The organism is Deinococcus sp. QL22, assembly GCF_023370075.1.
Taxonomy (GTDB): domain Bacteria; phylum Deinococcota; class Deinococci; order Deinococcales; family Deinococcaceae; genus Deinococcus.
Genome location: NZ_CP097152.1, coordinates 477,218 through 497,854 on the forward strand (window position 1 = coordinate 477,218; position 20,637 = coordinate 497,854).

Here is a 20,637-nt window from a genome sequence, read left to right on the forward strand (position 1 = left end):
GGTGTGGGCCTGTTCATGCCAGCAGCTCTTCGTTCTGGGCTTCGAGTTCGAGTTGATGCACCCGGAGATTGGAGGCTTGGGCGTCAAAACGCTGCTGGAGATACTGATCCTGACCCATTGGTACTCCCCAGCGAGAGGCTCAGCCTCCAGCTTCCGGACGTGTCTTTGGGCCTGTCCCGATTGTGCGTAGCTGGAGTTAAGCAGCTGTAGTTTGACGTTCGAACTCCAAAGGCGTCAAGTAGCCCAGGGTAGAGTGACGGCGTTGACAGTTGTAAAAAACCTCAATGAATTCGAAGACAGCTTGCCGTGCAGTGGCGTGGTTTTCGAAGACGATGTCCTCAAACAGCTCTCTCTTCAAGGTGGTAAAAAAGCTCTCCGAGACAGCATTATCTGTATAACAGAGGTGGATGGGGGTGTTGCCCTCGCATTATCTGCCTCCGTGGCCTCGCTGGGAACTGCACACCCCTATCCACACTCCGTTGGATTCGCCGCGTCGCCAGATACCAGGATGCCTTGAGGCCCGATTTGACAGAGCTGCGCGCTGCCCATCCAGCTTGAGACTGGAGGTCGCATGATCACCCTTGGACTCGATCCTCATCCTGGCAGCCATACCGTGGCCGCCCTCGACGAGCAGGGAACGCCATTAGCGTCCCTGACGGTTCCAAACACTGCGGAAGGTCTGGCACAACTCCATCATTTCGCGCACCCGTACAGTTGTCGGCAGTGGGCCATCGAGGGTGCGGCAAACCGCTTTATCACGACCTTCGTCAGTGAACTGCTCGCGAACAACGAAGCTGTCACACATTCCGCCAACCTTGACGAGTCAATACCGTGCTCGAAAAGGTCGCAAGAAGAATGATGTGGTAGACGCGCAAAATGCCGCGCGGGCCCTGATGGCCAATCCAGAGTTGCCGCCCTTTCAAAGAGGCGTACAGCAACGTCACCTCCAAGACCTCACCCATGCACAACGCAAGCTTTCCCAAGAACACCAAGCCCATAAAGCGACGCTGACGTCCCTCGATCTGAACTCGCCGGTCAGACCCGTCCTCGAAATGGTGATGACGACGCTTCAGGAGCAACGCAAGGTGCTCGAACGACACCTGAAGGACGTCGTGTCCTCTTTGCTTCCAGCCCTGTTGAATGTTCAGGGCGTGGGGCCCGTTGTCGCAGGCATCGTGCTGGGTGAGATCGGTCGTGTCGAGCGCTTCAAAAACAAACATCATTTTGCCAGTTATTGTGGAGCTGCGCCCGTGGAGCGTGGGAGCGGCCAAAATACGCGGATGCAGCTCAATACGAGTGGATATCGGCGCTTAAACTGGGCTCTGCACATCATTGCTATTGTCCGACTGCGACAAGATGAGCGAACGAAAAGCTTAGTCACCAGACTGAAATCTCAGGGGAAAAGTCAGCGGAAAGCGCTTCGGATTCTGAAGACCTATATTGCACGCGAGCTCTTCACCCTGTTGCAGCAAGCAGCCGCATCCAAGAGTCCTGAGGCCCCAGTTCTAGCTGGAAATGCTACTTGACAGGCTTATACCAGGTTCCCAGCAATTCCCTTTCCGACTCATACTGCCCCTGGCTCGCATGCGGGCCAGTTCTTCTTGAAAAATCCGACTGGCGTATTGACTCCCTCTATCGCTGTGATGCAAGAGGCCTGGAGGAGGAGAACGACGTCCTACCGCCATCTGAAGGGCGGCCAGCGGTAATGTCGCTGGCATCTGGGTGTCCATGGCGTAGCCCACCACGGCACGGGAATGCAAATCCAGAGTGACGGCCAGGTAGAGCCAGCCCGCTTTCGTCGGTAAGTACGTCATATCGGACGCCCACACCTGATTGGGCTGCTCCACCTCGAACTGACGGTCGAGCAGGTGAGGGTAGACAGGGAAGGTGTGACGGCTGTCCGTGGTGTGTGCCCACCGACGCTTTCCTCTGGCCCGGAGTCCGGATGAACGCATGAGGCGAGCGACTCGCTTCCGGGAGACCCGCAAACCTTCAGCTCGCAGTTCGGCGTGAATGCGTGGTGCTCCGTAGCGCTGTTTATTGCGCTGGTGAACGTCCAGGATGTGCTGCTGGAGCAGCACATCCTCCTGCGTGCGCTTGCAGATTGGCCTTCTTCGCCAGCTGTGATAGCCACTCACCGACACCTCCAGGACCCGGCACATCACATCCAGCCGGTAGTACTCTCGGTGCTCTCGGATGAACTGGTATCTCAGCGCGTGCTCTCTCTGGCAAAGAAGGCCGCCGCTTTTTTCAATATTTCACGCTCTTGGCGCAGGATTTCATTCTCTTTCCGGAGTCTGCGGATCTCTTGTTGCTCAGTGGTCAGAGTCTGCTGCCCATGACCAGGGAAAGCAGACTCGCCCTTCTCCTGCTGCGCATTCATCCACTTACGCAATAAGGAATCGTGGATCCCCAGGTCCCGTGCTGTGCCCGAAAGGTTGCCACTCGTGCGGGCGAGGTGGACGGCGTCTCGCTTGAACTCGGCGGTATGGATTCTGCGGCTTGTCATGATGGTGCCTCCTATCTTCAAGGCTTATCTCCATCTGTGCCAAATCGGGTCACCCTCAGTTCTGGGTTGACCCGATAGGGAGTCAAGTCGTTCAAAAACGGCTGTCGTCGTTCCTCACTCTGATCTTGCTAGGGTTCTGTGGAGGAGGAGTTCAGTCTGACCGACAATGGAGACTGACATGACCGCCAGTAAAAACCACTACACCGCCGAGTTCAAAGAAGAAGCCGTGCGTCTGGTGATCAGCAGCCAGAAAAGCTGCGCTGAGATCGCCCGCAACTTGGGTGTTCCACCGTATTTAGTCGTACGCTGGAAACAGCATCACGAGCAACAAGGGGCGGTGGGCCGCCCCCAATTCACCGGACGCGGCGTCGCCGCGTTGAGTGAGCAGGAAGCGCGGTTCAAGAAGCTAGAACGAGAGCTGGAAATTACCCGTCAGGAACGCGATATTCTGAAAAAAGCACTGGCCTTCTTCGCCAAAGACCACTAATTTACGGGTTCATTGAGCAGCATCGGCATGAGTACAGCATTGAGCGGCTGTGCAAGACGCTCGGTGTCGGGGTCAGTGGCTATTTTGCGTGGTGGAGAAGGCCCAAAAACTGCTATCGGGTGGAAGACGTCGCTCTGACCGAGGCCATTCGAACCATTCATCAAGTCAGTAGGGGCACCTACGGTGCCCCTCGTGTCCAAGCCGCACTCGTGGACGAGGGAAAACAGGTCAGCCGAGCACGAATTACTCGGCTGATGAAGGCAGCGGGACTGAAGGCTCGCTGCAAGCGGAAATTTCGCGTGACCACCAATTCAAAACACCCGCACCCAGTGGCCGAAAATCTACTGAATCGCGAATTTGTTGCCGAACAACCCAATCAGAAATGGGTGACGGATATTACCTATTTACCCGTGGCTGAGGGCTGGATGTACCTCGCTGTGGTGATGGATCTGTTCTCTCGCAAAATCGTGGGTTGGGCCATGCGGGCCACCCTGCAGACCGAGTTGGTCGTCGCTGCGCTGGACATGGCACAGCAGATTCGGCGTCCTGGACAAGGATTGCTCCATCATTCGGACCAGGGAATTCAATATGCGAGTCGCGAGTATCGACAAGCACTGGAGCGCCTCCAGGCGCTCCAAAGTATGAGCCGAAAGGGAGACTGCTGGGACAACGCGGCGATGGAGAGCTTCTTCGCCACCCTCAAGCTGGAACTGGAACTCGACACAGCACAAGGAAACCGCGCTGACACACGTAATCTGGTCTTTGAGTGGATTGAGGTGTTTTACAACCGCGAGCGTCGTCACTCTAGCTTGGGGTACCGCTCACCGACTCGCTTTGAGCAACACCGCGCCACACTGAACTGATCCTCCACGAAGGCATTGCAATATCACTCTGTTCGCTCGCGACCAGCGTTTTTTTATGGGTCATGTGGTGCTTGCGGAACACTCGGTCGACGCTTTTGAAGCTGACCTTGAGGCCCGTGGTGTCTTCGAGCATGCGGGCATGCTCGATCAACGTGGCGTCTCGGTGCGTCTCGAGTTGCTTCAACAACTGCTGTTCATGGACAGGTGTCATTCGTGGTGGGCGTCCAGAAGACCGGCCGACTTGGTGCAGCGTCCCAAGACGCTGCTTGGCGAGGTAGGCATCAACGGTTTCAAGGTGAATCCGATACAGCCGGGCGACGACCTGACGGGGCTGTCCACCCTCGACCGCAGCCACCACCCGTTCCCGCAAATCCAGACTGTACCCTCGGCCTCCCACTCGTTTCACGTCATCATGATGACAAATGCTCTAGATCGTCGGAGTAAGGCTCGCCCTATGCGTCAACACGTGGAGGTACGACCCGTGGCGCCCGCAGGACGCCACGATGGTGGCGGCCTTTTCACGCACGTCTACTGCGGCTCAAAGCGTGCGCGGTTGACTTTCCTATCCGGCCTCGTAATGATGCTTCATACGGAATTCGTATCAGGGGTCGCGGCCTCGACCGAAACCGCCTCCAAAGACACACCGACATCCTGAGTTGCCGTCATTCCGAGTGGAAAGAGTGTGAGGGGGCCAACCGCAATGAGTCCACCGCACGCAGCGAGTCAGGCCGGACGTTTGGCGAGTTCATCTGGATTGAAAGCTGAAACGATGGGTTTTTCAGCTGAAATCCATTTGATGCACTTGCTCGCTGCCGAAACAGGCGCGTGGCAACTGGCTGCTTGTCTATCGGGTGAGGAACTGGCACGCGCCGAAGCTTATGCCGGTGCCCCCGCACGCGGGTTTTACGTCGCTTCAGTGGTCTTTCGCCGTACCGTTTTGGGGGCCGTGTTGCATATCCCGCCCGCTGAAGTGCGGTTCGAACGTTTACCGGGCAGGACTAAACCTCAGCTGGCCGCCTCTCAGAATCCGGAAAATTGGCGCTTCAGCCTCTCGCATTCGGGCGAACTGGCGTTGCTGGCGCTGGGGTGCGGGAGAGAAGTAGGCGTAGATTTGGAACGGATGCGGGCTGGGGTCAATTGGCGTGGTGTGGCACAAACGGCATTCTCTCCGTATGAGCGTGCAGCGCTTCTGGCTGTTGGGCCGCCGCATAGGCTGGACATGTTCTACCGCCTCTGGACGGCCAAAGAAGCCTATTTGAAAGCGTGCGGCCTAGGCCTGAGCGTGCCCCTAGAAGCAGTCAGTGTGATCTTGGCTGGAGCTGAAATTGATGTACTCCAAGCGGTTCACGGGGATTTGAGGCAGTGGCGGGGCCAATGTGTGCCGTTGCCGCCGGCGTTGATCCCCGCTTACCGCGCCGCAGTCGTTGTACAGGCGGCTCCACGCGAGCGTCTTAGCCTCAGCGTGCAGCACTGGAATCCCTTACCTTCAGCAGACATTTGAACCGGGTTCAGTCTGCGGGGTCTTCTGGCAAAAGATGACAAGTCACCCGTAGCGCCAAGAAAAATTCTGGCTTACAGTGAAGACTCAATTACAGTTTGCACTCACACAGTTCAGTGTTATCCCTCACCGCCGCCGCGCCCACCTTCCTGGTTTCACTTCTCCTTAGGATTCCGGATGTTTTGCTCCATCCTCTCCGCTGCGCTGCGGTGCGTCCACTCCAATCCGTCACCCCGTTCCCTCTCCCTTTGGTCGGGTCGCCCTCATTATTTCAGAATGGGAATTGACCGGAATTCTCCTCAGAGGTACACCATGACGCATTCCGAGTGGACGCCTTCCGCCTTTATTGCTGCTGTGGATGGGGTGGAGCTGGCTGCCGAAGTTGTTCAGCCTGCCGAAGCCATCGCCATCGTCGGTATCGGCTGCCGCTTTCCCGGCCAGTCCAACACCCCTCACCAGTTTTGGAATTTTTTGGTCAGCGGGGGCGACGCTGTCACCGAAATTCCGGCGGAACGCTGGCGGGTCGACGCCTACTTCAACCCCGATCACCGCGCACCGGGGCGTACCTATGCCCGCTGGGGCGGCTTTATTCGGGATATCGACCAGTTCGACGCCGCCTTTTTCGGTATTTCTCCGCGTGAGGCGGCCCGCATGGATCCCCAGCAACGCCTGCTCCTGGAAGTGGCCGACGAAGCTTTTCAGGATGCGGGTCTGCCCCCTAGCACGCTGGCGGGATCAGATACAGGTGTGTTTATGGGCGTCTCGACCTGCGATTACGCGGGCATTCAGACCGCCTCGAATGCCCGCCATTCCATCGACTCGTTTACCAATTTGGGCGTCGGCACCTGTATCACCGCCAACCGGATTTCTTACCACTACGATTTTCACGGGCCTAGTTTTGTGGTCGATACCGCCTGTTCATCATCGCTGGTGGCAGTCAGTTTGGCGTGCAAGGCGCTTTGGAACGGGGAATGTGCGGTGGCCCTCACGGGCGCGGTGAACCTGATGCTGCGCCCCGAAAACACGATGGGCTTCAGCAAAGCGCAGATGCTTTCTCCTCAGGGCCGCTGCAAAAGCTTTGACGCCGACGCCAGCGGCTACGTGCGGGCCGAGGGCGCGGGCGTTCTGGTGCTCAAGCCGCTGAGCCGCGCACAGGCCGACGGCGACCGCATTTACGCTGTGATCCGCGCCGCCGACATCAATCAGGATGGGCGCACCGGGGGCATCGCCCTGCCCAACGGAGAAGCTCAGGCGGGCCTGCTCCGCAGTATTTATGCACGTGCGGGCCTCAATCCGGCGGGGGTGCGGTACGTGGAAGCGCACGGTACGGGTACGGTGGTGGGGGATCCCATCGAAGTGAAGGCGTTGGGACAGGTGTTGCGGGCCAGCTACGCCCCCGGCCAGCCGGAATGCCTGATCGGATCGGTCAAAAGCAATCTGGGACACCTCGAAGCCGCATCGGGCATGGCTGGACTCATCAAGGCTGCCCTCAGCATCCAGCAGCGCGAGCTCCCCGGCAACCTGCACTTCCATACGCCCAATCCGGCCATTCCCTTTGACGCCTATGGCCTGCGCGTCGTGGTGGGGCAGCAGGCTTGGCCCACCGACCCAGACGGCTCGCAGTCGTTCCTGACGGGTATCAATTCCTTCGGCTTCGGCGGCACGAATGCCCATGTGGTGCTGGACAGTGCGCCGCTGATCCCAGAGCTTCAGGCCAAGGCAGCCGATTCACACAACCGCGCCGAACTCCTCCCCATTTCGGCCCGCAGTCCGGAAGCGTTGCGTGCTGTGGCCGAACAGTACCGAGACTTTTCCGCCTCGCATCTTCATCTGCCGCTCCCAGACCTTGCCGCCACGTTGGGCCGTCACCGCGAGCATCACCCGTACCGGCTGAGCCTTGCGCCGCGTAACCACCTGGAATGGCAGGAGCAGTTGCAGGCCTTCCTGGACAGCGAAACGCGGGCAGGCATGGCGCAGGGCCGCACGGTGGCCGAGGGCGAACGGGTGCCGCTGGCCTTCGTGTTTGCGGGCATGGGGCCGCAGTGGTGGGGCATGGGCCGCGAACTGCTGGGCGAATCTGGCGAACCGGTGTTCCGCGCCGCCCTGGAGGAAATAGACGCGCTGCTGGCCGTGTATACGGGCTGGAGCCTGCTGGCTGAACTGACGCGTCCTGAAGAAGAGTCGCGCATCAATGAAACGCAGATTGCCCAGCCTGCCATTTTTGCCCTACAAGTGGCGTTGGCGCGGCTGTGGGCCAGTTGGGGCGTGCTGCCCGACGTGATTATCGGCCACAGCCTCGGCGAAGCGGCGGCGGCCCACATCGCTGGAGCCTTGTCCCTCCCTGACGCTGTTCACCTCATCTATCAGCGCAGCCGGCTGCAACACAGCACTGCTGGGCAAGGCAAAATGCTGGCTGTCACCCTGCCGCCCGCAGAGGCCACTGCGCTGGTGGCCGAATTTCCGGGCCGGGTATCGGTGGCCGCCATCAACAGTCCCACCGACCTCACGCTGGCGGGCGTCACCGCCGACCTCGAAACCATCGCCGCCCGCCTGACTGCCGCAGACGTATTTAATGCCTTCCTGAAGGTCGACGTGCCCTTTCACAGCCCGGTGATGGAACAGATTCGCACGGAGTTTTTTACGGTGATGGGGGGGCTGGTGCCGCGTGCGCCGAGTATCCCGCTGATGTCGACCACCTTTGGGCGCTGGATCGAAGGCGCAGAACTGGACGTCACGGCGTGGTGGCACAATATCCGCCAATCGGTGCTGTTTGAAGGCGGCATTCGGCAAATTTTGGGGGGCGGCCCGCACGTCTTCTTGGAGGTCAGCGCCCATCCTGCGCTGTCGGCCAGCCTGACGCGCTGTATCGCGGCGGCCGCCCAACCGCACGCCCGCAACGCAAGCGTGGTGTTGCCGTCACTGCGACGCCTGGAACCCGAACGCATCACGCTGCTGGGGTCGCTGGGCCGCCTGTACACGCTCGGCCGTGAGATGGTTTGGCCCCGAATTCACACCGCCGCGCCCCAGCATTTGCCCTTGCCGCTGTATCCGTGGCAGCACGAGCGCCACTGGAACGAAACGGCCCGCGCCCACCGCGAACGCCTCGGCCTGAAGCTGCATCCCCTGTTGGGCGAGCGGCAAGACTCGGCCACACCCGCCTGGGAAAACGTGTTGGATGCCTACAGCACGCCCGATTTGCGCGATCATGTGGTGCAGGGCGAAGTGGTGTTTCCGGGTGCAGGCTATGTCGAGATGGCCCTTGCAGCGGCCCGCGAAACCTTTGCCGAGCCGGGTGCAGTGCTCAGCGATATCACCTTTGCACAGGCCCTGACTTTGCCGCCGGGTGAGGGCCGCGTGGTGCACACTCTCGTAGATGCCCGGCACGCCCTGCATGTGCATAGTCGCCCCGCGAGCGCGGCAGACGCGGCAGGTTCTGACGCCCCCGCCGCCGAAGACTGGACTTTGCACGCCCGCGCTACATTGCGGCGGTTGGGGGGCCATCTGGCACGGCAAGAATCGTTGCCCACGCTCCGCGCCTGTTTCCCGCGCCCATACCCCACCGACGCTTTTTACACCCGGTTTCACGCCCTAGGATTGCAGTACGGCCCGCATTACCGGGGATTGTCAGAGGTATGGCTGGGTGCGGGAAACGGAGAAGCTTTCGGAATGCTGAGGCCCGCGCTGCCACATGAGGGCGGCTTGTTGCCCCCGCCCGTGCTGGACGCGTGTTTTCAACTGCTCTTGGGGGCGGTGGCCTCGCTCCCGGATGCCCCGGAAGGCCGCCTGTATTTGCCGGTGCAGATTCGGGAACTGGTGTTTATTCCCGCTGCCGATGGGTCTGCCCCCCTGTGCGCCCACGCCCGCCTGACCCACTGGGACACGGCCCGCATCACGGGCGACCTGACCCTGATGGACGCGGCGGGTCACGTGCTGGCCGAGGTGCGCGGCCTGAGTTGTCAGGCGATAGACAGCGCGGCCACCAGCCTAGACGCCATGCTGTACACCCACACGTGGGAGCGGCACCCGCTGCTGGAACCTCAACAAGCTGAGCCGATTACCCTGACGCTCCCTGCCCTGTCTGAGTTGGAAGACATCCGCGCCGATACACTGGCCCGCATAGGAACCCCCCAAGACCGGGCCGACTTTGAAACCCTGAGTGCGCGGCTGGCTGGCCTGTACGCAAGGGCCGCCTTCGCCGACGTACCCAGTGTGCCCCAATCTGATCTGAGGCAGGCGGCGCAGGCCTTGGCCGATGCCGTCTCTGGTTCCGATGATGCAGATCCTGAAACCCTCTGGCGCTCGCTCTGGTCACGCTTTCCCGGTCACGCTGCCGAATTGCAGGTACTTCACCGCGCCGGGGCGACGTTGGCGGCGCGGTTGCAAGCTGATAACGCAGATTTCCCCGCTCCCCGACCTTCTGCACTCACCACTGATCACTCACCACCCACCGATGTTGCCACACTCTCTGTGCTCGGCGGACTGTCTGGCCCCCTCGACCACCTGCGCTCCGCCTCGCCTACCGTACGGCCCGCGCATACGCTGTTGGCGGCGGCGCTGACCCGCCTTTTGGATGCCCGGAGCTTGGACGCTCGAACCTCGCCCCAACCTGTGCGAGTGCTGCAATTGAACGCGGTAGGGGAAGGCTTGTCGGGTGGGTTGACGGCACAGTTGGCCCCCGCGCTGGCCCGCCCCGCCGTCACTCTCACGTTGGCCGATGCCGACCCAGACGCCCTGGAACGCGCCGCTGCCCGCGCGGGCCAAAGCCTGAGTGCTGCGCCGGAAACGTTGCTGCTCGGCCCCACCCGCCCACTCTCCGAGCAGTGGGAAGGTGAACAGCAGAGATTCGATGTGGTGGTAGGCGTGGATGTGGGAACAGACGCCGCCGCCAACCTGCGACACCTGCTGGCCCCCGGCGGCGTGCTGCTGCTGGAATTCACCCGGCGTTTGCCTGCATGGACAGGGCTTTTGCCTGAGCTTGGGGTAGTTTCCAGTCCTTTGGCCGCTCTGAACGCTGCAGGTATTGAAGACGTGCAGCGTTTGCCCGACGCGCCCGAATCCGAATTGGCCGTGCGAGACCTGATCTGGGGCCGTGCGCCTGTGGGGATGGCCGATCTGGCTGCCGTTCCTGCCGCTCAAATCGCTGCCCCCGCTGGCCGCTGGCTCCTGTTTGCCGACGATGCCGACTTTGCCGCCCAACTGGGTACCGAATTGAGCGCGCGGCAAGGCGCGGTGCAAGTGGTGGCCCCGCTGGGCACGCACATTCCCGGCGCATCGGAAGTGCCACCCGCTGACCGCGTCGCCCTGAGTGCGCTGATGGTACAGGCCGAGGCGTTTGCGGGAATCATCTTCGCTTGGGGTCTGAATTCTCCTGCCCAACCTTCCGTCACCGAGTTGCAGCACGCCGAAACCTTGGGCGGCCAAAGCGTGCTGGCGCTGGTGCAGGCTTTAGCAACCCAGGCGTTGGCGACCACTGAAACCAACACGGCGCTCTGGCTAGTCACGCGGGGAGCACAGGCGGTGAACACAGCGGCGGTCGCGCCTTTGCAAGCAGGCATCTGGGGGCTGGGGCGCGTGGTTGGCACCGAATACCCGCACCTCGAGCCTCGGCTGGTCGACCTTGATCCGGCTGCTCCGGCGGCGGCCAGTGCTGCCGTACTGGTGCGGGAACTGTTGGGCGGCAGCGCCGAAGATGAACTGGCCTTCCGTGGAGTGGCGGGCCAGTCGGTGCGCTGGGTTCACCGCCTGACCCGTCCTAGCCGCGATCGGCTGACCACTTCCAGCTCCCGAATCCCTGCCGATACTGCCACGCGCATTCACATTCAGCGCCCCGGCGTGCTGGCAAGTTTGGTGCATCAGGCCGCGCCGCGCCGCGCCCCCGAACCTGGAGAAGTCGAAGTGCGTGTGGAAGCCGCCGCGCTGAATTTTAAGGACATCATGGTGGGGATGGGTCTGCTGTCCGACGAGGCGTTAGAAGGCGGATTCACCGGGCGTTCTTACGGTATGGAAGCGGCGGGCATCATTGAGCGCGTGGGCGAGGGCGTGACCCAATACATGCCCGGTGACGCGGTGGTGCTGTGCGGCCCCGACGCCCTGAGTACCTTCCGCACCGTGCCGCTGCCCTACCTGGTGCGCCGTCCCGCCCACCTGTCCAGCGAGGCCGCCGCGACCCTGCCGATTGCGTACCTGACGGCGTATTACGCGCTGCATACCCTGTGCCAACTGGGGCCGGATGACCGCGTCCTGATTCATGCGGCGGCGGGCGGCGTGGGCTTGGCGGCTACCGCGCTGTGTCGGCGGGCCGGGGCCACCGTGTACGCCACCGCCGGAACACCCGAAAAACGCGAACTGTTGCGGGCGTTGGGTGCGGCCCACATCATGGATTCGCGTACGCTGGATTTTGCCGAAGAAGTAAGGGCGGTCAGCGGCGGCAAGGGCGTCAGCATCGTGCTGAATTCGTTGTCGGGCGAGGCGATCGGGCGCAGCCTGAGTTGCCTGAGTCCCTACGGCAAATTCGTGGAAATCGGCAAGCGCGACATCTATCAGAACAGCCCATTGGACTTGGCCCCCTTCCGCAACAACCTGTCCTACTTTGCCGTCGACCTAGACCGGATGTGGGTCGACCGCCCGCAGATGATGCAGGGCCTGCTGCACACGGTCATGGGCCTGTTCGAGTCCCGCGAGCTTGCGCCGCTGGCCTACCGCGTGTTCCCGTATGCGGCGGCAGAATCGGCCTTCCGTTTTATGGCGCAGGCGCGGCACACAGGCAAAGTGGTGCTGGCCCTCACTGCCGAAGCTCCGGCGCAGCTGTCTTCTGTCCCCAAACCGGTGCGCCTAAACCCAGACGGCGTGTACCTGATCACGGGCGGATTGGGCGGCTTTGGGCTGGCGCTGGCAGGCTGGCTGGCCGGGCGCGGGGCGCGGCGGCTGGTGCTGGTGGGAAGAAGTGGGGGCAGCGAGGCGGCGCGAACCACCGTGAATGACCTTCTTCAGCACACCGAAGGTTTGCAAATTGCACTGGAACAGGCCGATATTGCTGACCCGGACGCCGTGCAAACACTGCTGGAACGCACCCGCCAACTGGGGCCACTGCGCGGCGTATTCCATGCGGCAATGGTCATCGACGACGCCCTGATCGAGCAACTGACGCCCGAACGATTCAGCCGCGTCACGGCTCCCAAAGTGCTAGGCGCGTGGAATCTGCACACCCACACGCAGGCTGACCTGCTGGAGGTGTTCGTGTGTTTTTCGTCGGTTAGCGCCCTGATCGGCAATGTGGGGCAGGCCAATTATGCTGCAGCCAACGCTTTTTTAGATGCTCTGGCCGATGTCCGCCGCGCCGAGGGTTTGCCTGCACTGACTGTCAACTGGGGCGCGGTGGCCGATGTAGGCTACCTGACCGGGCAAGCGGCGGTGGCGGGGCGGCTGGAAGCGGTGGGCGTGACGCCCGTTCCGGTGGGTCAACTGTTGGCGGCGTTGGGCGAGTTGTGGCCCGCCGCGCTGAGCCGCGACCCTCGCACCCCCGGCGCAGTGGGCGTCGCGGCACTGCATTGGCCCTTGCTCGTTCAGTCCCGAGGTGTGCCGTTGCCCCCGCGTTTGGCGCATCTGCTGTCGTCCGCCGACGCCGAAGCGTCCACCCAAGAGGCAAGCGGATTCCTGTCGGCACTGCTCAGTCTGTCCGCAGAGGAACGCGGAGCCGCCCTGAGTCACCGCCTTGCCGAACAATTGGCCCGCATCTTGGGCACATCGCCGGGCAAGCTCGACCACGATTTGGCGATCATGAAAATGGGCGTAGATTCGCTGATGGCCGTGGAACTGGGCAGCCAGATTCAGGCCGAAACGGGCGTGAAAGTGTCGCCTATGAAGTTTGTCGGCGGCATTACGCTGCGTGGCCTGACCGAATTCGTGCTGGACAGCCTGACTGCGCCTGCAGCACAGCCGAAGGTATTGACCGTACCGCGTGCTGCCCCCGGAGCTGATCTCCATCAACACGTTGAAACCTTACCGGACGCCGATGTCGACGCGATGCTGGCGGGCCTGTTGGCCGAGCAGCGGGGCCGGGCATGACCGTCACTGGCCCGCCCTCCCATCTCCCAGCAGACCAAGCGTCAACTCAGCCATCAGACCCACTGGCGCACCTGACCCCTGATCAAAAACGGGCCTTGCTGTTGCGCCTACTGCAAGAAAAAGAAGTGGCGGCAGCGGCGGCCCCAGCTGTTCCGACTCGTGCAGCCCTGCCCACTGTCACGCCTGACCCGGCCCACGCGCACGCTCCCTTCCCACTCACCGATATTCAGCACGCTTACTGGCTGGGCCGCACAAAAGGACTGGAATTGGGCGGCGTGGGAGCGCACGTCTACAGTGAATTTGACCTAACGATAACGGATAGGGCGATGACCGACGTGGGGCGCATGGCGCGGGCGTGGCAACAAGTCGTCGCCCGCCACGCTCAACTCAGGATCGTCGTGCAGCCGGACGGTCTTCAGCGTGTGCTGGAGCAGGTGCCCGATGTTGAGATTGTCGAAACTGACCTCACGGGCCTGACCGCCGCTGAGAGTGAGGCCCGCCTGAGCGCCCACCGTGCCGACATGCAGGCCCGCGTATACGACCCCGCCGTGTGGCCCATGTTCGACCTGCGGGCGCTGCGTCTCGCGTCCGGTGTCACGCGGGTGTGCGTGTCCTTCGACATGCTGCTGCTCGACCTGCGCTCCTTTCAACTGGTGCTGGAAGACTGGTTGGTGTATTACAACAACCCCGATGCCGCGCTGCCGCCGCTGCCGATCACCTTCCGCGAGTACTGCCAGGCCGAAGCCACCCTGGAAGGTTCTGAGCTGCGGGCCACCTCGAAGGCGTACTGGACGGCCCGTCTACCTGAACTCCCCCCCGCACCCGAATTGCCCCGGCCCCGCACTCTCGATTCCGTATCCCAAGACAGTCCCGAAGGACGTACGTTTTCTCGTCGCAGCGCCCGCCTGGAGCCGCAGGAGTGGCAAGCGCTCAAAATGTTGGCGAACCAACACGGTGTCACGCCCGCCAGTGTGCTGCTGGGTGCGTTCGGCACGGTATTGGCGGGCTGGAGCGGAAGCCGCCGCTTTACGCTGAACCTGACTGTCTTCAACCGCCTGCCACTGCATGCCGCCGTGCCCCGATTGGTGGGCGACTTTACCGGAACCACGCTGCTGGCCTTCGATTTCAAGCCCACCGAAGCCTTTAGCGCCCGCGCCGCTCGGCTTCAGTCGCAGTTGTGGGCCGACCTGGAGCACCGCTATTACAGCGGCGTACAGGTCATGCGCGACATAACACGGGAAACAGGAGTGCGTCACGCCCTGTGTCCCGTCGTGTTTACCAGTCACCTTGCAGGTGGGCACAGCGCCCAAGACACCATTCCGCCGCCGCTGCCCGTACAGGTGGTGTACGGCCTGTCGCAGACCCCGCAAGTCAACCTCGACTATCAGGTGTTCGAGCAGGGCGGCGGCCTGAATATTTCTTGGGACGCCCGCGCCGCGCTGTTTGCTCCCAGCGTGCTGGACGAGATGTTTGCGGCCAACCTGCGCCTGTTGCATGACCTTGCCAGCGGCGCGGCATGGACAGCCACCCATCATCCGCTTGCTCCGGCGCACCAATTGGCGGCGCGGGCCACGGGTCCCGCTCCCGGTTTTGAACACAATCCCCACCGCAGCCCGGCCACCCTGCCCGGCCTGTTCGAGTCCCGCGCCGCCGTACAGCCCAGCGCCCCTGCCCTGATTGCAGGCGACCAAGTTTGGACTTACGGCCAACTGGACACCCTGACCGCAGCTTGGGCGCAGGCTCTGCGGGCCGCTGGCGTGGGCGCAGGCCAACCCGTCGCACTGGTCATGGAGCACGGCTGGGAAGGCGCGGCGGCGGCGTTGGCGGTGATGCGGGCGGGCGGCGCGTATTTGCCCATTGACCCCGACCAGCCCCATGAACGCATCCTCAATGTGCTGCACTCCAGCGGCGCACAATTGGCGTTGACGCAGCCGCATGTGCTGGCCCGCTGGCCTGCCCCACCCGGCCTGACCGTATGGCCCTTCACTGATTCGCCGCCGCCCGCCGCGAAGGTGCCGCTTCCCACGGTGTTGCCCACCGACCTCGCCTACATCATCTACACGTCCGGCTCCACGGGGCAGCCCAAAGGCGTGATGATCGATCACCGCGGTTCAGTCACTACCGTACTGGACGTAAACCACCGCTTCGCCATCGGCCCGGCTGACCGGGTGTTGGGCGTGTCGGCTCTCACCTTCGACTTGTCGGTGTACGACCTATTCGGCACCTTCGCGGCGGGCGCGGCGCTGGTGCTGCCTACCCACACGGGCCGCCGCGACCCCGACCACTGGCGGCACCTGATTGGGACTCACAGCGTCACGGTCTGGAATTCGGTTCCGGCGCTGCTGACAATGCTTCTGGAGAACGGGCTGATCGGGTCTGACGGTTCTTCCGATTTGGCTTCCCTCCGCCTGCTCCTACTCAGCGGTGACTGGATTCCGTTGGGCCTGTTGCCAACCGTGCAAAAGCACTTGCCGCAGGCTCAGTTGATCAGTTTGGGCGGGGCAACCGAAGCTTCTATCTGGTCGATTTTGCACGAAGTGGACAGACCGGATCCTGGCTGGGCCAGCGTTCCGTATGGCCGCGCCATGTCCTATCAAACGGTGCAGGTGCTCGATTCCGCCCTGAATCCCGCGCCTGATCTGGCCCCCGGAGAGTTGTTTATTGGCGGCGTAGGCGTGGCGCTGGGCTACTGGCAGGACGCCGAACGCAGCGCCTCCCGCTTTTTTGTGCATCCACGCACCGGAGAAAGGCTGTACCGCACGGGCGATTTGGGGCGCGTGCTGCCGGGCGGAACCTTAGAGTTGCTGGGCCGCGTCGACCGTCAAGTCAAACTTCGCGGCCACCGCATCGAACTCGGAGAAGTCGAAGCCGCCATCCGCGCGGTGCCGGGCGTGCGGGACACATTGGTCACGGTGCGCCCCGGCCCCGCCGGACAGCCGACGCTCACGGCTTACCTCATTCCAGACGCCATGCCTGAAGTTGCTGGCCCAGATTCCCTCGTGGCCGAACTACTGCAAGCTGCCGATACCCTGCGCCCCTACCAGAGTGGCAACGCCGAGCTAGACGCAGAACTGAAGCTGTTGACCACGCTGGAGGCCCGCGCCGCCTTTAAGCAACAATCGTCCGTCTCTCGTTTTGAAAGCGGCCCGACTTTTCCGCTCACTTCGCCCGCTGGCCCGCACCTGGAGCGGCTCCGCGCCCGCCGCAGCTTCCGCCGCTACGCGCTGGAGCCACTGCCCGCGCCTGTCTTCGGAGCGTGGCTGGGCGCGCTCCTGCCCGATCCCCTTACCGGGCGGCGGCGCTACGCCTCGGCGGGCGACCTGTACCCGTTGAGCGCGTACGTGTGGGCACGGGCAGGCCGTATTGAAGGGCTGAACGCTGGCCTGCACGTCCTCGACACCGCTTCCGGCTGCCTGCGTGCCGTCCCCGACGCGCCGCCTCTGCCCCGCGCCGCCTACCATCCCCTCATCAACCGCCCCATGTTCGACGAGGCCGCCTTCGCTCTATTCTTGGTGGCCGATCTGCGGACTATCGCCCCGGTATACGGCGACCGCTCGATTCACTTTTGTACGCTTGAGGCGGGCCTGATGACCGGCCTGCTGGAGCTTCAGGCTGCGTCTACGGCGCTGGGGGTGTGTCAGGTGGGCGAGTTGAACGACTCCGCTGTAGCCCGCGCCCTGTGCCTCGGCGCCGCGCAACGCCCCATCCATTCGTTGGTGGGCGGCCTACTGGAACCCGACCGAATGGCGGCCACCCGCGCCGCCAGCATTGCCGATCTGCGCCCGGAAGCCCGCTTTGCCCGCTTGCTGCACCGGGTCACGGCGGCTTCCGGGCCAGAGGAAGGCCTGCCATGAGCCAACGGACGCCCACCCAATTCATCTCCACTCCACTCACACCGACGCAGCGCACGTTACTGGCCCGCCTATTGGCCGAGCAGGAGCTTGCGCCGCCGCCTGCCTCCGCCGCCGAGCAACTCAGCGCAGACGTGCTGGCGGAACTGGAACGCCGCCTGCCCGCCCACCTGATTCCCCGCCAGTTTGCCGTGCTGCCCGCCTTTCCCCTCACGGCCAACGGCAAAGTAGACCCCACCGCGCTGCCCGACCCGGCCCCCACAGCGGCAGGCCACGCCGCCTCACCGCGCACCGACCTGGAGCGCGACGTGTTGGCCGTCTTCTGCGAAGTCCTGAACCGCCCTGCTCTCGGCATTCACGACGACTTTTTCCTGATGGGCGGTGATTCACTGCTGGCAACGGAATTGGGGGCCAAACTGCGCGACCGCTTGGGTGTGACCCTGCCCGTGGCCCTGATGTTTTCGTCGCCTACACCAGCAGGAGTGGCGGCGGGCGTGGCTGTGGCCCAAAGAACCCGGCCCACAACACCGGACTCCCTCGACCTCTCCGAATTCGAGGCCGACGACACCGACTTGGAACAGTCCACCGACCTCTTACGGGCCGATGTGAATCTGGCCGCCGAGATTCGGCCTGCGCCTGGGGCCGAAACCACGCCGCCGGGGCAATGGCGGGCCGTCTTCCTGACCGGAGCCACCGGGTTTTTTGGCTCGCATCTGCTGGCCGAACTGTTGGCGACGACAAGCCTGACCGTGCATTGCTTGGTTCGCGCCGACTCGTCGGAAGCCGCCCTAGAACGCTTACGGGCCGCTCAGCAGCGATTCTGTCCGGACAGAATTTGGGATGCCAGCCGTATCCGTACCCATCCCGGCGACCTGACTTTTCCCCACTTTGGGCTGGGAGAGGCTAGATTTTCCGCCCTAGCTGAAGAAGTCGACGCCCTGTTTCACGCCGGGGCCACTGTGAATTTTGCTTACGCTTACGCCACCCTTAAACCCAGCAACGTGGACGCCTGCGCCGACCTGTTCCGGCTGGCGGTGCGCGGCCACCTGAAGCCCGTCCATTTTGTGAGTACCATTCACCTGTTCAGCAGTTCGCGTTTGCTGGGCCGCGCCCGGATTGCCGAAACCGAACACATAGACGCCCTGCCCACCGTGACGGGCGGGTATGCCCAAAGCCGCTGGGTGGCCGAACGTGTGGCGGCGCAGGCGTGTCGGCGCGGCATTCCGGTCACCATTTACCGCCCCAGCATCATTGGCGGCGATACGCGCACGGGTGTCAGCAACGAGAACGACGCGCTGTGCCGCCTGCTGCGGGGCTGCGTTCAACTGGGTGCTGCTCCCAACATCCGCAGCGGCCTGAACATCGTCAGTGCCGACTACGCTGCCTCCGGACTGGTGCGCTTGGCGCTGGACGAAACTTCGCAGGGGCAGACCTACCATCTCGTCAACCCCGAAATCAGCGCCCTGAACGACATTTTTGAATACCTCCGCGCTTCCGGCTACCCGCTAGACACCACCGATTACGGCGACTGGCAGGCCCGCATCGAGGCGGCGGGGCCAGAAAACTCGCTCTACACATTGCTGCCCCTGATCGCCCATCTGGGCGTGGCCGAGGCGACTGGGTTGCGGCCGCCGCATTTTGACGGAGCGCAGGCGGTGGCCCGGCTCGCCCCGATGGGCCTGACCTGCCCGCCCGTGACTGCCAACCTGATACAGTTTTACCTGTCAGGCATGGTCAAGAGTGGGTTTTTACCCTCTCCGAGTGCAGGAAAGTCATGACCGCCGCGCCGCTGGCACTGGACGCCGAGCAAAAGCGGGCGCTGAACCTGTTGGCTGCCGGAAACCGCGATGTTCTGGGCGTGCTGGCCGGGGTTGCCACCCGCCAGCGCCGATCGTTGGAGTGGCACGCCCGCGCCCAACAAGCCCTCAGCGGAGGCCGCTCGCAACTGCCGTATTTCAGCCCGGTTTTACCGCTGTGCCTAGCAGAAGCGCAGGCGGGCCGATTCGTGTGCACCGATGGGCACGAGTTTGTAGACGCGCACATGGGCTACACGGCGGGCATTTTGGGCCACAATCCGCCCGCCGTGGTGACCGCCCTCGCCGCCGCCCTGGGCAAAGGCCCCGGCGCAGGCTATTTCGTGGCTCAACAGGTGGAATTGGCCGAAACCATCTGTGCCCTGGTTCCGGGAATGGAGCGGGTGGCTTTCTTGCACGCCGGGGCCGACGCGGTAACTGCCGCCGTGCGCCTGTGCCGCGCCGCCACCCGCCGTACCCTGATTGCCAAATTCGAGGGCTGTTATCACGGCTGGCACGAATCAGGTCTCGTGAATCCGGCCCTGACTTGGGCAGGCCGCACCCCAGAGGGCCCGCTGGAGAGCATCGCGCCCGAAGTCGCCACCGGGGGCGTGTCTCGGGCGGCGGGCGCAGAATTTCTGATCTTGCCCTACGGCGATCCCGTCGCCCTGCAACTGATCCGCGACCACGCCGCGCAGTTGGCGGGCGTGCTGCTCGACCCCGTGCCCCGCTTCATGATGAACGACCTGGCGGGCGCACAGGCATTTGCTCAGCAACTCCGCAGCGTCACCGCAGAGCTGGGCATCCCGCTCATTTGTGACGAAGTGGTTACCGGCTTTCGCCTCGCTCCGGGTGGGGTGGCCGAAGCCTTTGGTGTGCAGCCGGATCTGAGCTGCTTTGGTAAAATTACGGGTGGTTTGGGGCTGCCTCTTAGCGTGGTCGGGGGCCGCGCCGACCTGATGAACCGCGCCACCACCGCCGGCTTGGTCAACGATTACGTCAGCCAAAAGGTCTGGATCAGTACCACCGCCGCCGCCAATTCCCTGAGTGTCACGGCGTCGCTGGCGGCGTTGCGGGCCACCGCGCAGGCTGGAGCAGGTCTCTTCGCACCGCTGGATGCCCACCACGCCCACCTGAAAACCCAAGTCGATGCACTCGCCGCCCAAAGTGGCCTCCCCCTGCGTCTCGACGGTCACCCGCGCCTGTATTCCATGCTGGCTTTTGCTCTGCCCTCGCCCGATGCTGAGTTCACGCCGTTCCCTGACGCCCACAACCCCGCCCGCGCCTATTTCCGTGCCTTTACACCTGCAAACGTGCGGGCGGCCCGCTTGCTCACGCTGTACTTGCGGCTTATGGACGTGTACATGGAAACGTTGCCCACCGTAGACCTGTCGGCGGCGCACACGGCAGCAGACGTGGCCCAACTTTCGGCGGGTCTGACTGAAGCGGTGGGCCGCATGCAGGCGCACGGGGTCTTTGCATGAGCGCCATCGCCGTTCGCGCCCCTCAACTCAGGAGGGCGCACTTAACATTGCAAGTTTCCGGAACAGCGCCGGAACCTCTTCATTCCCA

Annotated in this window: 9 protein-coding genes and 2 pseudogenes; 8 read left to right on the plus strand and 3 right to left on the minus strand. The window is 63.1% G+C overall.

The window, feature by feature from the left end; genetic code table 11:
* Positions 1–196 precede the first annotated feature (196 nt).
* Positions 197–391, minus strand: a pseudogene (locus M1R55_RS24515) (IS3 family transposase); the annotation flags it as partial.
* Between the two features lie 180 nt (positions 392–571).
* Here M1R55_RS24515 and M1R55_RS24520 point away from each other — a divergent pair.
* Both M1R55_RS24520 and M1R55_RS24525 read left to right on the plus strand, forming a co-directional pair.
* Positions 572–859, plus strand: a complete 288-nt coding sequence (locus tag M1R55_RS24520; RefSeq protein ID WP_249395499.1) for an IS110 family transposase — start codon at positions 572–574, stop codon at positions 857–859.
* A gap of 1 nt (position 860) precedes the next feature.
* Entirely contained in the window at positions 861–1,526 is a 666-nt protein-coding gene (locus tag M1R55_RS24525; RefSeq protein ID WP_249395500.1) for a transposase, read from the plus strand.
* Between the two features lie 6 nt (positions 1,527–1,532).
* Here M1R55_RS24525 and M1R55_RS24530 read toward each other — a convergent pair.
* Positions 1,533–2,509 (minus strand): annotated as a pseudogene (locus tag M1R55_RS24530) (IS3 family transposase); the annotation flags it as partial.
* 178 nt (positions 2,510–2,687) lie between these two features.
* Here M1R55_RS24530 and M1R55_RS24540 point away from each other — a divergent pair.
* Positions 2,688–3,859, plus strand: a protein-coding gene (locus M1R55_RS24540) for an IS3 family transposase (RefSeq protein ID WP_371827197.1) whose coding sequence is annotated in 2 segments (ribosomal slippage) — positions 2,688–2,970 and positions 2,970–3,859 — 1,173 coding nt in all. Because the reading frame shifts where the segments join, the coding sequence is not laid out codon by codon here.
* On the opposite strand, the gene M1R55_RS32435 is transcribed toward M1R55_RS24540, so the two are convergent.
* Complete coding sequence (locus M1R55_RS32435) at positions 3,801–4,265, minus strand: IS630 transposase-related protein (RefSeq protein ID WP_371827292.1); 465 nt, start codon at positions 4,263–4,265, stop codon at positions 3,801–3,803. The two genes, M1R55_RS24540 and M1R55_RS32435, sit on opposite strands and share 59 nt — an antisense overlap.
* A gap of 390 nt (positions 4,266–4,655) precedes the next feature.
* Here M1R55_RS32435 and M1R55_RS24550 point away from each other — a divergent pair, with 390 nt between their 5' ends.
* The 5 genes from M1R55_RS24550 to M1R55_RS24570 all read left to right on the plus strand — a co-directional run bounded on the left by M1R55_RS24550 (position 4,656) and on the right by M1R55_RS24570 (position 20,549).
* Positions 4,656–5,360, plus strand: coding sequence for a 4'-phosphopantetheinyl transferase superfamily protein (locus M1R55_RS24550; RefSeq protein WP_249395502.1), 705 nt, complete (start codon positions 4,656–4,658; stop codon positions 5,358–5,360).
* Positions 5,361–5,669: 309 nt separating this feature from the next.
* Entirely contained in the window at positions 5,670–13,421 is a 7,752-nt protein-coding gene (locus M1R55_RS24555) for a type I polyketide synthase (protein WP_249395503.1), read from the plus strand.
* A complete protein-coding gene (locus tag M1R55_RS24560) occupies positions 13,418–17,275 on the plus strand; it encodes an amino acid adenylation domain-containing protein (RefSeq protein WP_249395504.1) in 3,858 nt (1,285 codons plus the stop codon). Before M1R55_RS24555 ends, M1R55_RS24560 begins: the two co-directional genes overlap by 4 nt.
* Entirely contained in the window at positions 17,272–19,050 is a 1,779-nt protein-coding gene (locus M1R55_RS24565; protein ID WP_249395505.1) for a thioester reductase domain-containing protein, read from the plus strand. Before M1R55_RS24560 ends, M1R55_RS24565 begins: the two co-directional genes overlap by 4 nt.
* Complete coding sequence (locus tag M1R55_RS24570; protein WP_249395506.1) at positions 19,047–20,549, plus strand: aminotransferase class III-fold pyridoxal phosphate-dependent enzyme; 1,503 nt, start codon at positions 19,047–19,049, stop codon at positions 20,547–20,549. Before M1R55_RS24565 ends, M1R55_RS24570 begins: the two co-directional genes overlap by 4 nt.
* Positions 20,550–20,637: the final 88 nt, after the last annotated feature.